The organism is Streptomyces longisporus (assembly GCF_039532765.1).
GTDB classification, from domain to species: domain Bacteria; phylum Actinomycetota; class Actinomycetes; order Streptomycetales; family Streptomycetaceae; genus Streptomyces; species Streptomyces longisporus.
In genome coordinates, this window is record NZ_BAAASG010000026.1 from 14004 (window position 1) to 26576 (window position 12573).

Genomic DNA, 12573 nt, shown 5'->3' on the forward strand with positions numbered 1-12573 from the left:
CTGGCTCTCCTGGTGACCGGGGGCATCAGTAGGATCGACGCCAACGCGAACGACGCCTACGCGAACGGGAACACGTCGCGGTACACGGGGGCGTCGATGCCAGGACGTTTCAATCACGAAGGATGAGTGCATCGGTGAGCGTCGTCATCATCAAACGGCCACCGCGGATACCACCCCCAGTGGTGCCGGACGGTGAGGTCAAACTGGAGACGCCCCCCGAGATCCCTCGTGAGGGCGACGAGAGCATGCTGATGAACCTGCTGCCCATGATGGGCATGCTGGGTTCCGTCGGCTTCTTCTTCATGCCCAACCTGCCCCCTTACATGAGGGTGGTCGGCGGGCTGATGCTCGCCTCGACGCTGGCCATGGCCATCGCGCAGTTCGCCAAGTCCCGGCAGGGCGGCGGCGCGGGCATGGCGCAGGACCGTCGTGACTACTTCCGCTATCTGGAGCAGGTCCGCAAGGACGTGCACAAGACGGCCGAACTGCAGCGGCGCAGCCAGCTCTTCCAGCACCCGGACCCGGAGCAGCTGTGGGCGGTGGCGGCCGACGGCAAGCGGCTGTGGGAGCGGCGCCCGACCGACGCGGACTTCGCCTCGGTACGGATCGGCCGCGGCGTCCAGCAGCTGAACACGCCGCTGGTCGCCCCGGACACGGCGCCCAAGGAGGAGCTGGAGCCGCTGACCGCGGCGGCCATGAAGGCGTTCCTCGACGCCCACGGCAGCCTGCACGACCTGCCGGTCTCCATCTCGCTGCGCGCCTTCTACCACGTGACGATCTGCGGCGACACGGACACGGTCTACGGCAACGCCCGCGCGGTCATTTCCCAGTTGGCGACGCTGCACTCGCCGGAAGACCTGATGGTCGCCGTGGTGGCACACCCGTCCGCGGCGGCGGACTGGGACTGGATCAAGTGGCTGCCGCACAGCCAGCACCCGAAGGCCAAGGACGGAGCGGGCTCGGCCCGGCTCCTCTTCGACGACCTCGGGGAGCTGGAGGAGGCGCTGGCAGGCCAGTTGGACGACCGGCCCCGCTGGAACCGTGAGGCGACCCCCGTCTACGACCAGCCGCATCTGATCGTGGTCCTCGACGGCGGCACCGTGCCGCCGGACTCCGAACTCGCCAGTTCCGAAGGGCTCCAGGGCGTCACCTTCCTGGAGATCGCCCCGGGTGAGCTGGAGGAGGAGCTGCGCGCCGGTCTGACGGCGTATGTGAAGCCCGAGCGGATGCAGCTGTTCGTCGGCCACGAGTCGGCGTACACCGGCAAGGCCGATGTGCTCAACCCGGAGCAGGCCGAGTCCCTGGCCCGGCAGCTGGCGCCCTTCCGGGTCGGTTCCGCGGAGGAGGGCGAACCCCTGCTCTCCAACCTGGACTTCACCGACCTGATGGGCATCGGCGACGCGGGCACCGTCGAGGTCTCCCGCACCTGGCGGCCGCGCACGCTGCACGAGCGGCTGCGGGTGCCGATCGGTGTCGGCGAGAACGGCGAGCCGGTCATGCTGGACCTCAAGGAGGCCTCGCAGGAGGGCATGGGCCCGCACGGCCTGTGTGTCGGCGCCACCGGTTCCGGCAAGTCCGAGGTGCTGCGCACGCTGGTGCTGGGTCTCGCGGTGACGCACTCCTCGGAGACGCTGAACTTCATCCTCGCGGACTTCAAGGGCGGCGCGACCTTCGCCGGTATGGCGGACATGCCGCACACCGCGGCCGTCATCACCAACCTCGCCGACGACCTCACCCTCGTCGACCGCATGCGCGACTCGATCATGGGTGAGACGCAGCGCCGCCAGGAACTGCTGCGCTCGGCGGGCAACTACGCCAACCTGCACGACTACGAGAAGGCCCGGGCCGCCGGAGCCGCGCTCGAACCGATGGCGTCGCTGGTGATCGTGCTCGACGAGTTCTCCGAACTCCTCACGGCCAAGCCCGACTTCATCGACATGTTCATCCAGATCGGCCGTATCGGCCGTTCGCTGGGCATCCACCTGCTGCTTGCCTCGCAGCGCCTCGAAGAGGGCAAGCTGCGCGGCCTGGACACCTACCTGTCGTACCGGATCGGTCTGCGGACCTTCTCCGCCGCCGAGTCGCGTACGGCGATCGGTGTCCCGGACGCCTACCACCTGCCGTCGATCCCCGGTTCCGGTTATCTGCGCTACGACACCGACACCATGGTCCGCTTCAAGGCGGCGTACGTGTCGGGGCCGTACCACGGCGAAGGCCCCTCCCGGGTGCACCGCTCGACGCAGCTGCGGCCCGCGCTGTTCACGGCGGAGCATGTGGCGCTGCCCCCGCAGCCGGTGATCGAGGAGCCGGAGCCCGACAACCGGGTGGACGACGCGCTCGCCGACACCGTCCTGGACGTCCTCGTCAGCCGGATGGTCAACCAGGGACCGCCCGCCCACCAGGTGTGGCTGCCGCCGCTGGAGGAGGCGCCCTCATTGGAGCAGCTCCTCCCCCAGCTCGCCGTCCACCCGGAGCGGGGTCTGACCGCGCCCGACTACACGGCGCTGGGCCGGCTCAATGTGCCGGTCGGTCTGGTGGACAAGCCGTTCGAGCAGCGGCGCGACGTGCTCTACCGGGACTTCTCCGGCGGCGCCGGTCACGGTCTTTTCGTCGGCGGCCCGCAGTCCGGCAAGTCGACGCTGCTGCGTTCGCTGATCTCCTCGTTCGCGCTCACCCACACTCCGTCCGAAGTGCAGTTCTACTGCTTGGACTTCGGCGGTGGCACGCTGATCGCGATGGAGGACCTGGCGCACGTGGGCGGGGTCGCGAACCGTCTCGACGCGGAGAAGGTGCGCCGTACGGTCAGCGAGGTCGAGGGCATCCTCAACGCGCGCGAGGAGTACTTCCGCACGAACAACGTCGACTCGATCCAGACCTATCGGCAGCGCAGGGCGGCGGGCCATCTGCCCGACCAGATCTGGGGTGACGTCTTCCTCGTCATCGACGGCTGGGCCACCTTCAAGACGGACTACGAGCTGCTGGAGTCCACCGTCACGGAGATCGCGACGCGCGGTCTCGGCTTCGGTGTGCACGTGATCCTGACGGCGAGCCGCTACACCGAGGTGCGGCCCGCGCTCAAGGACATGCTGCAGAACCGCATCGAGCTCAGGCTCGGTGACCCGACGGAGTCCGAGGTCGACCGAAAGATCGCGCAGAACGTCCCGGCTGCGGTGCCGGGCCGAGGTCTGACGCAGGAAAAGCTGCACTTCATGACCGCGCTGCCCCGGGTCGACGGCTCCTCGTCGACCGAGGACCTCTCCGAGGCGACGTCGATCCTCATCCGCGGCATCAACGACAACTGGCAGGGCAACCACGCTCCGGCCGTGCGGCTGCTGCCGACCATGCTGCCGTCGGACCGGCTGCCCAAGGGGTTCGAGCACCCGGACCGCGGTGTCGCCATCGGCATCGACGAGTCCTCGCTCGCGCCGGTCTTCGTCGACTTCGAGACCGACCCGCTGTTCATCGTGTTCGGTGAGAGCGAATCCGGTAAGTCCGCGATGCTGCGGCTGCTCATCAAGCAGATCACCGAGCGCTACACGCCGGACCAGGCGAAGATCGTCATGGGCGACTACCGGCGTGCGCACCTGGAGGGGGTGCCCGATTCGCATCTGTCGCGGTACTGCGCGTCGGCGCCCGCCCTGACCGAGACGCTGGAGGGCCTGGCCGGCTCGATGCACCGGCGTATGCCCGGCCCGGACGTCACGCCCGAGCAGCTGCGCAACCGCTCCTGGTACAGCAGCCCGGACGCGTTCGTCATCGTCGACGACTACGACCTGGTGGCGACCGGCGTCAACCCGCTGGCCCCGCTCCTGGAGTACCTGCCGTTCGCCCGTGACGTCGGTCTGCGCATCATCATCGCGCGCTCCTCGGGCGGTGCCAGCAGGTCGCTGTACGAGCCCGTGATGCAGCGGATGCGCGAGCTCGGCGCCCAGGGCCTGGTGCTCTCCGGCGACCGGTCGGAGGGTGCGCTGCTCGGCAACATCACGGCCTCCCAACTGCCGCCCGGGCGCGGGTACTTCCACACGCGGCGACGTGGTGGACAGCTGATTCAGACGGGCTGGCTGCCGGCCCGGTTCTGAGCGGCGGCTGCCGGGAACAGGGGGCGGTACCCGCACGGGTGCCGCCCCCCTGTGTCAGTGGGGGCCGCTATGGTGGCGTTGCAAGAGAAGAGACGAGAAAAGGCAGGCCACGGGGGGCAGTTGTGTCGTCGGACTTCATGAACTCCGATCCCAAGGTCCTCAAGACCGAGGGCTTCAACATGTACACGGTCGGCCAGGACTTCTCGAAGGCCGTGAAGGCCCTGCAGGACGGACTGACCGCGCTGGAGGGCACCGGCACCCCGCCGTGGGGTGACGACGACATCGGCGAGAAGTTCGGCGTCGCCTACACGGGTCTGCGCGACGGCATGTACCAGTCGATGGGCAGCCTGGCGGAGCGGCTCGCGGGGATGGGCATCGCCTTCACCAAGATGGGCGTGGCGCACGAGCAGAACGAGGCCGACCAGCTGGCGACCTGGAAGGCGACGACCGCCGAGTACGACGGTCAGGTGAAGGTCCCGCCCGGCGTAGCACAGGGCACGTTCACCAAGGTGCAGAACACCTGATCCGCATCCGATCTGCGGCAGTCGGCGGCAGCGGCGGCACCCTCGCAAGTAGGGTGAGTCGAGTTCGTCGTCACATGTCAGGAAGAGGCCCCGCAGCATGACCGAGGTACGGAACAACGGGATCGAGACTCCGGCCGAGATCAAGGCGCGCAAGGAGCGGGAGCGGGACGAGCTGTACGCGCTCGACATCTCGGGGGTCGAGTGGCACTGCGCACCCGGCACCGAGCAGGACGAGGAACGCGTCGAGATCGCATACCTGCCCGAGGGCGCGGTGGCCATGCGCTCCTCCCTCGACCCCGACACCGTGCTGCGGTACACCGAGGCGGAGTGGCGGGCGTTCGTACTCGGGGCGCGGGACGGGGAGTTCGACCTGGAGCCCGCGCCGCACAACGGCGGGGTGCCGGCCGAGCAGGCGGACTAGGACCGGGCGGCCGACCGGCACTGCCACCGCTCCGCACCGCAGGCAGCGCCGGTGATCAGCCGCTGATGCGCCCATGCTGAGCCGGTGCTCAGTACAGCGAGAATCCGCCGCTGTGCCGCCCCTGGCTCTTCGTCCCGGACTGCGCGGACCGGTCCTCGGACGTCCTCTCCTCGGGCTGTCCCGAAAGCGAGGAAGGGTCACCGCCGGTCAGCGGCTCTCCGTGCCTGACCTGGTCGCGCTCCTCCTCGGAGAGCGACTCCCACTGGCCGCGCAGGGACGCCATGCCGCCGCCCAGGGCGCGCGCAACCCCCGGATCGTCCAGGGCGTCGCGGAGGGCGAGGCGGCCGGAGAGCAGCTTCTTCGTGGCGTCCTGCAGGTCCTTGCCGACGCCGTCGCTCTGGGACAGTCCCCGCAGGGCGGAGTTCAGGGAACGGATCTGCTCCGGTTCGAGTGCCTCGTCCAGCACCCCGCGCTCCTGCGAAACACCCTGCGGGTTCGGTGAGTTCTCGGATCCCCTGGTCATGCCGCTCCTTCTCGCTGCCCTCGTCTCTCGGACACCCGAAGTATCTCCCGCCAGGTCAAGGCCCGGTCCGGGCCGCCCTCCGACGGGGGACCTGCAACGGTTTTGTGACAGCAACAGACTGAAGTTGCGGACGGGTGATCCGTAAACTTTGCGAACGGCTGTACTTCTGTGTGACATCCCTTGACCCATGAGGGAGTTGTACGGCCGTGTCGTTTGACGGGGGTGCTTTCTGCTGTGTCGATGATGCTGCCGGACGAGCTCGAGTGGGTTCTCGAGATGCTCGGCTACCGCTGGCCGACGGCGGACGAGGACAAGCTCAAGGACTCGGCCAAGCTGTGGCGGAAGTTCGGCGACGACGTCACCGAACTGCACACCACGGCGAACCTGAGTGCCGGCCAGGTGGTCGCGCACAACGCCGGCGAATCGATCGACGCATTCACCAAGACCTACAAGAAGTTCGACGGCGGACAGGGCGACGGCTACCTCACCAACGCCGCCCAGGCCGCCTACCTCATCGCGAACGTGCTGGAGGCCTGCGCCTACATCGTCGAGCTCGCGAAGTGGGCGGTGATCGCCCAGTTGATCGCCCTGGCCATCGAGATCGCCGCCGCCCAGGCCGCGGCGCCCTTCACCTTCGGCCTCTCCGAAGTCGGCGCGCTGGGGGCGACCCAGGTCACCCGGCTGATCGTGCGCCGCCTCCTCGACGAACTCAAGGAGGCGCTGCTCAACGCGGTCGTCGAGGCGATGAAGGAGCCCGCGATCTCGATGATCGAGGCGATCATCTCCGACCTGATCCGCCAGACGGTGAACGTCGGCTTCGGCGCCCAGGAGGGCTACGACCTCGCCACCACCGCCAAGCAGGGCGCCAACGCCGGCTGGGACGCCATCAAGCAGACCCCGCAGACTCTTGCCGATGGCGTCCGCGACAGCCTGGGTGAGAAGGCCGGGCACCGGGCCCACCATGCGATCGACAGCCGGATCGACGGGCATGGGTCGTCGGGGGGCGACGGCGGGCACGGGGAGGAGGGCGGGGGCGCCAACTCGTCGGACAGCTCGGGCGGTTCAGACACTTCAGACGCTTCCGGCAGTGATGGGGATTCGCACTCGTCTGCCGGCTCCGATTCCGGTTCGGGTTCCGACTCCGGCTCGCACTCCGACGGCTCCGACTCGTCGGTGGCGGGCTCCTCCACGTCGACGCATTCGAGCAGCGATGTGGGCTCGAACATAGGTGGCGGGATATCCGCGGACACCGGCGGCAACAACATCGGCGGGCTGGATGTGGGTGCCGGCCCGGGCTCCGACCCGGGATCGGACTCCGGGTCCGGGTCCGATGCGGGGGCCGGCCCCGGGGGCGCGGGCCCGACGCTCTCCCACTCGGGTCCGACCCTGTCCGACTTCGACGACCCGTCGCCCAGCGGGGCGCACTCCGGTGGCTCCGACTCCGGAGGGTCGTCCGACGGTCCGGGTTCCACGGGCGGCCCGTCCCACTCCGGCGGCGGCTCCTCCGTGTCCGGCCTGTCGTCGCCGTCGGTGCACACCGTGTCGGCCTCCGCTACGTCCGGGGGGACGTCGGCGTCGACGGGCGGCCACGGCTCGATCGGAACGTCGATCGACAGCTTGGCCGCGACCGCGCCCACGCACACCAACGCGGCGCCCACTTCTGCGCCTTCGACGGGCGATACCTCGTCGGGGGGCGCCGGTGGCGGCCGTGCGGACGGTGGACCGGCGGGCATACCGACCCCGCCCGTGGCGACTTCTGCGGGGGGCGGTGCGGGTGGTTCGCAGGGCGGGGGTACGTCGTCGTCCGGCGGCGCAGGCCCGTCCGGGGCGAGCCCGAGCAGCCCGGCGCCCAACTCCGGTGCAGTGAGGAGCAGTTCGGCCGGCACTGCCTCACCCACGGGGTCGGGGCCCGCATCCACGCCGAGTCCCACTCCGTCGACGGCGCCTCGGAGCGCTCCGGAGTCCACGCCCGCACCTACGCCCACGGCTTCGGCGGACGGTCGGGGGGCCGGTACGGCGGGTGTCGGGCTTTCGGGCCCGGAGAACGACCGCCTCTCCGGCACGGCGAGTGTCGGAGTCTCGGGTGCCGGGGACGGGCGTGCGTCCGGAACCCCGGACGGTCGTAACTCCGGAACACCGGACGGGCGGACACCGGGCCGGCGCCCGCCCGGGAGTACGACGCCGGGTGACGGTACGAGGCCGGGCGACGGCACCACGTCCCGCAAACCCGGTGACGGTACGACGCCCCGCCAGACGCCCGGTACGAGGCCGGGCGACGGCACCACACCTCGGGACAGCACCCCGGGCGACGGCGCCACTCCGCGCAGCACGACACCGGGCGACGGCACCGTGCCCCGCGGCACCACGGACCCGACCGGCAGCACTCGTACCAACGCCCCAGGGCAGACGCCGGGCACGACCGCCTCGAACCCGAGCTCATCACCGTCGTCGTCCCCCAGGGCTTCGTCGACGTCCACCGGCACCTCCACGACGGCACCCTCCGCCTCGACCGGCACGGGTTCCGGATCCGGTTCCGACTCCGGCACCGGCACGGGCACCGGCACCGGCACCGGCACCGGCTCGAACCCCTCGGCGTCGGGCAGCCGTACCCCCAACTCCTCGAACTCCGACCGGCCCGGCGCCGCCGCGCAGGGCACGCCCGGCAGCACCGGCACGACTCCCCCCGGCAGACCGCCCCAGGAGCCGTCGGGCGGCACGCCCAACGGTCCGCAGCAGCCGGCCGCGCAGTCCCACGCACCGACGCAGAACACCCCGCCCGGCAACCCGCAGCAACAGCACCAGCAGCAAGTGACCCCGGTCCCGGTCCACACCGTCATCCGGACCCCGGGTGCCGCCGCATCGCCGTCGCACGCGGTGGGCTCCGCCTCGCCCCAGGCGCCGGGTTCGCCGCAGGCAATCCCGGGAAACCCGAACCACCAGCAGCACCCGCAGCAGGACAGCCTCCAGGACATCCGTTCCGACCTGGACCACTACCCGGGCGGCCTGACCGATCCCGACCCCGCCGACCAGCAGGCTCTGGACGACGCCGTCCCGCGCAACGAGGACGGCACCCCGCAGCGCTTCCCCGACCCCTTCGAGGGCAACTGGTCCCAGCTCCAGAACGACGGCGGCGTCACCGTCCCCGGCCGCAGCAACAACTGCGCCGACTGCTCCCGTTCGTTCCTGGAGACCTGGTACGGAAACCCGCAGGTCTCGGCGCCGCGTACCCTCGACACCGACGCGAACGGCAAGCCGGACCACTGGTCGCCCGAGGACAACGCGAACGACAACCAGATCCGCTGGACCGGCGCCGCCCACACCTACGCCGGTCCCGGCGGCGACCCCGAGACCGCCGACAACATCGCCCACACCCTCCAGCAGGCCGGCCCCGGCTCGGCAGCCATCGTCCAGGTCGACTGGCCCGGCGGAGGCGGCCACGCCTTCAACGTGGTCAACCACAACGGCAACATCGTCTGGGTCGACACCCAGAGCGGCCAGGTCAGCAGCCAGCCCCTGCACATCGATCAGGCGGCGCACGTGTGGCACATCCCGCTGGACGCCGACCGCAACCCGATCGACACCAGCCAGCCGCAGACGAACGGCTCGGAGAGCCAGAGCGGCGAGTCACAGCACGAGAACGGCGACGGCTCCCAGCCGGTCAACGCCCAGAACAACGGGCAGCCGGAAAACGGCCAGGACCCGCAGAACGAGGTCTCGGCCGACGCCGACCCCGCCCAGCCGTCGAAGGCCGACCCGAACACCTCGTCGCCGGACCCGGCGAACAGCGAGCCCGGTGACGAGAACGGCCGCCCCCGGAGCGAGACACCGAGCACCCCGGACCAGCAGGCGCACCCGAGCGAGGCGGCGCATCCCGACGAGCGGGACCACACTCCCCGCAAGGACGAAGAGCAGCCGACCGCAACGACCGAAGCTCCGCGCCGGCCCGACTCCGCTGAGGAACAGGGGCCACCCGCGCACACCACGTCCGACGCCACCGACAACGGCACGCCGGACAAGACCACCACCCCCGCCCGGACCAAGACGGACACCCCGACCGACCCCACCACGGACCGGCACACACCTCACCAGCACACCGCGCCGTCGGACCCGCGCACCACCGATCCGCGCAGCACCGACCCGCGCACCCCGGATCCCCGCACCCAGGACCCGCGGGCGACCGACCCTCACAGCCCGCACCCCCGCGCGGAGGATCCACGTACGCCCGATCCCCGTACGTCCGATCCCCGTACGTCCGATCCACGCGTCCAGGACCCGCGCACCTGGGACCCGCGGACGGATACCCCGCCACGGAAGAGCCCGGATACCGACGAGCGGTCCGACGAGCAGTCCCACGGACGGCGCCCGGACGACGAGCCGACGCCGGACCGGGAACACCCCGATCACGCCGAAGACCCGCGGCCGGCGGCACCGGACGCGGACCGGCCCGACAGCTCGGACCACACTCGTCCCGGGAGCCCGGCCCAGTCCCCGGCCGACGACCACCACGACCGCCCCGGCAACATGACCAAGGACTCCGTGGTTCCCCCGCGCGAGATCCCGCCGGACGGCAGGAACGCCGATGCTGCCCACTACGTCAAGGATTCCGTCAACGGGAAGAAGCCGCTGTACGGCGACATCGCCGCCGAGCAGTCGGCGCAGCCGCCCGGGCCCGCGCACCCGGAACACCCGTCCGGTCCGGCGGAGCCCGCGGGCGACGGTTACAGCGACCCGGACCAGCGCAGGCAGCGTGATCTGGACATGCTCGCGCGGGCCAATTCGAACGACCCGAAGGACAGGGCCTGGTTCGAGAAGTACTACCACCCGAGGAGCGGCTACCGCCGCAGCGTGACCGCACCCGCCGAGGACGGCCGTCCCGTCCCGCAGCTGCATCCCACGAACGATCCGAACGCTCCCTGGATGCTTGCCAAGGACGCACCGGAGGCCGATCCGGAGTCCTATATCGACGAGGGCGCGGATTCGGGTGAGCGGCACACGGAGATCTCCGACGACAACCTGAAGCGGCTCGACCGGGCCGCCAAGGAACGCCAGGATGCGATCGACGCCGACAACCAGCCGCACAAGGACCGCAAGGCGGCCAAGGACGCCTACGAGGCGAACAAGACCCCGGAGAACCTGAGGAAATTCGAGGAAGCCGACGCGAGGCACAGTCCTCTGCACGGAAAGATGACGCGGGCCAGTGAGGACTACGGCGAGGCCGTCGCCGAGCACCACGTGATGCCCCGGCACTTCCCGGACTACGACCGCGTCGACGACCGGGCCATGGGAAACAACCGGTTCGACCAGATCTACCGGGACCCGAACACCGACCCGCCCCACTTCGTCGTCGTGGAGGCCAAGGGCTCCCTGACCGCCGATCTCGGCGAACGGCGAGGGCTCACGCCGGAGACCGGCTCCGACCAGCCTGTTTCACCGGACGATCCAGGCCAGGACCAGGGCGACGGCGCGCGGAACGACGACGGCCAGGACAGCCAGGACGCTCCGGGTCCCGGTGTGCCGAGGGTCCGGCAGGGCACTCGCGCGTACTTTGAGACGATCCTGCATGAGATGGATGCGCGCGCCCGCCGGAACCTGGACACGGCCCGGACCGACGCCGATTTGGATGCCGCCCGAGCGGAGCGGCAACTGGCACGCGACCTCAGAAAGGCGCTGGAAGCGGACCCGTCGCGGGTGAAGTACATACTCGTCAAGGGCAACTCCTCCGGGGGAGAGCACCAGGGTTACGAGATGAAGCAGTTCGACATCAGAACGGAAGAAGAGAAGGCACGCGATGCAGATTCCGCGACATGATTTCCCGACGCGAAACATGGCGAGGATCCTCCCGACTCTCACCGACGACTTCTGGGAGGACGTCGACGGGCTGCAGAACCAGCCCTCGTGGTTCTCGAACGTTCTGGCAGACGCCATCGGGCTACTCGGTCGGCACTGCGTCCTGGACCCGGAGTCCGACAAGCTCGAGACCTGGGAGGCCTGCGTCACCGCGATGCAGGTCGGCTCCGCCCTCTTCGTGTCGGCACAGGCACCGGCCGGCACCACCTTCGAGTACCGCATCGGTCATGAGATGCGGACCGTCCGCGCCGGGGCCCTGCCCCGCGCCCACGCCGGCAACTGGCTCAATGCCTTCTGGCTCGCCTGTGTCTGCCGTGAGAAGAAGCGGATGACCGAGCTGTGCCAGTTCCCCGTCTCGCGTCTTCGGCAGGCCGACGGGGTTCTCGACGAGTACATCTACGACTGGGTGGAAGCGCTCCAGGCCTATTGGCTCAAGCGCCCGGAGTTCGGCGACAAACTGGTGGCCGCGGTGGAGGGGACGGATCCCGCCGCGCTGCGGCACGCGCCGCGCGACGGCGTACTGCAGATCATGTATCCGCCGATGAACCTCCTGACCCAGCTGGCGCGCGGTGACCAAGAGAGGTTCAACGCCGAGCTGGCCAAGGCCGTGGAGTGGCACAAGGAGTACTGGACGCGTGACGAGGACCGCGAGCTGACCACCGAGGGCCTCGTGGCGCTGGGCCCGCTGGCCGTGTCCTGCCTCGCCGTCCAGGCCGGATTCACCATCACCGTCGAGTCCGAGTACCTGCCGAAGCATCTCCTCGAAGGTGCCTGGGTCAACGAGTTTCCCACCTGATCGCAGCCGCCCAGCCCCCGACCAAGGCGACAGACGAAGGAAGCCCATGACCTCGGACACCCCGCCCCCGGCACCACAGACCCCGCCCACCACCCCGGACCAGGCCCTCGAGATCGTCCGTGCGCGTTACGCCGATCCCAAGCTGCCCGACGGCACCCCCGCCGAACTGCGGGTCCACGAGTTCGACATCGGCTACCTGGTGTACGCGGTGTTCCCGCCCACCACGGACGCGGCCGGCCGGCCCCGGCCCGCCCCGCCCGGCGGAGCCAAGATCGTGGTGTCGAAGGAGACCGGCGAGAGCGTGACCGTCCCCAACTTCCCGACCGAGCAGGCGATCGCGCTGTACCGGCAGAACCTCGGTCGCAACTCCTAGCCTTCGTCCA

Annotated in this window: 7 protein-coding genes; 6 read left to right on the forward strand and 1 reads right to left on the reverse strand. The window is 70.1% G+C overall.

Translation table 11 applies throughout. From position 1 onward, the window contains the following. Positions 1-134: 134 nt before the first annotated feature. The 3 genes from eccCa to ABD355_RS40295 all read left to right on the forward strand — a co-directional run bounded on the left by eccCa (position 135) and on the right by ABD355_RS40295 (position 5024). Positions 135-4079, forward strand: coding sequence for a type VII secretion protein EccCa (gene eccCa, locus ABD355_RS40285; RefSeq protein ID WP_344406150.1), 3945 nt, complete (start codon positions 135-137; stop codon positions 4077-4079). A 137-nt stretch (positions 4080-4216) separates the two neighbouring features. Next, complete coding sequence (locus ABD355_RS40290) at positions 4217-4603, forward strand: hypothetical protein (RefSeq protein WP_344406151.1); 387 nt, start codon at positions 4217-4219, stop codon at positions 4601-4603. Between the two features lie 97 nt (positions 4604-4700). Continuing rightward, a complete protein-coding gene (locus ABD355_RS40295; RefSeq protein WP_344406153.1) occupies positions 4701-5024 on the forward strand; it encodes a DUF397 domain-containing protein in 324 nt (107 codons plus the stop codon). 88 nt (positions 5025-5112) lie between these two features. Here ABD355_RS40295 and ABD355_RS40300 read toward each other — a convergent pair whose 3' ends face one another. Next, positions 5113-5547 (reverse strand): hypothetical protein, encoded by a 435-nt coding sequence (locus tag ABD355_RS40300; protein WP_344406154.1) that lies wholly within the window; start codon positions 5545-5547, stop codon positions 5113-5115. 240 nt (positions 5548-5787) lie between these two features. On the opposite strand from ABD355_RS40300, the gene ABD355_RS40305 reads away from it, so the two are divergent. The 3 genes from ABD355_RS40305 to ABD355_RS40315 are packed head-to-tail and all read left to right on the forward strand — an operon-like array spanning position 5788 to position 12563. Continuing rightward, on the forward strand, positions 5788-11355 hold the full coding sequence (locus tag ABD355_RS40305; protein ID WP_344406156.1) for a toxin glutamine deamidase domain-containing protein: 5568 nt from the start codon (positions 5788-5790) through the stop codon (positions 11353-11355). Between the two features lie 16 nt (positions 11356-11371). After that, positions 11372-12190 carry an immunity 49 family protein gene (locus ABD355_RS40310; protein WP_344406157.1) on the forward strand — a complete coding sequence of 273 codons (819 nt, stop codon included), beginning with the start codon at positions 11372-11374 and terminating at the stop codon, positions 12188-12190. Positions 12191-12236: 46 nt separating this feature from the next. Next, positions 12237-12563 carry a hypothetical protein gene (locus ABD355_RS40315; RefSeq protein ID WP_344406158.1) on the forward strand — a complete coding sequence of 109 codons (327 nt, stop codon included), beginning with the start codon at positions 12237-12239 and terminating at the stop codon, positions 12561-12563. The last annotated feature ends 10 nt before the right edge of the window (positions 12564-12573 follow it).

Bases quoted from the DNA above. Each gene is read 5' to 3' on its own strand.
- ABD355_RS40290 (WP_344406151.1), top strand. From the start codon at position 4,217: ATGAACTCCGATCCCAAGGTCCTCAAGACCGAGGGCTTCAACATGTAC.
- ABD355_RS40295 (WP_344406153.1), top strand. From the start codon at position 4,701: ATGACCGAGGTACGGAACAACGGGATCGAGACTCCGGCCGAGATCAAG.
- ABD355_RS40300 (WP_344406154.1), bottom strand. From the start codon at position 5,547: ATGACCAGGGGATCCGAGAACTCACCGAACCCGCAGGGTGTTTCGCAG.
- ABD355_RS40305 (WP_344406156.1), top strand. From the start codon at position 5,788: ATGATGCTGCCGGACGAGCTCGAGTGGGTTCTCGAGATGCTCGGCTAC.
- ABD355_RS40310 (WP_344406157.1), top strand. From the start codon at position 11,372: ATGGCGAGGATCCTCCCGACTCTCACCGACGACTTCTGGGAGGACGTC.
- ABD355_RS40315 (WP_344406158.1), top strand. From the start codon at position 12,237: ATGACCTCGGACACCCCGCCCCCGGCACCACAGACCCCGCCCACCACC.